This is a genomic window from Microvirga pakistanensis (genome assembly GCF_004458765.1).
Classification (GTDB): Bacteria; Pseudomonadota; Alphaproteobacteria; order Rhizobiales; family Beijerinckiaceae; genus Microvirga; species Microvirga pakistanensis.
The window spans coordinates 1-223 of the sequence record NZ_SPJX01000144.1 but is presented as its reverse complement, the minus strand read 5'-3'; the positions used below and the strand labels follow the sequence as shown (position 1 = coordinate 223).

Here is a 223-nt window from a genome sequence, read left to right as displayed (position 1 = left end):
CGGGCGGCGTGCGGGTCGATGCGCCGGAACTCGGCGGGCAAGGCATGATGCGCCACCTCGGCGATGGCCCCCGCCATCTCGACGCCCGTGGGACCGCCGCCAACCACCACACAGGTGAGCAGCCGCCGCCGTTCCTCGACATCTTCGATCAACTCAGCCTGCTCGAAGGCCATCAGGATCCTGCGGCGGATGGCGGTCGCGTCCTCGATCTGCTTCAAGCCTG

1 pseudogene is annotated in these 223 nt (G+C 69.1%); it reads right to left on the bottom strand.

The window, feature by feature from the left end:
* Positions 1-223 (bottom strand): annotated as a pseudogene (locus E4K09_RS04645) (NAD(P)/FAD-dependent oxidoreductase); the annotation flags it as partial.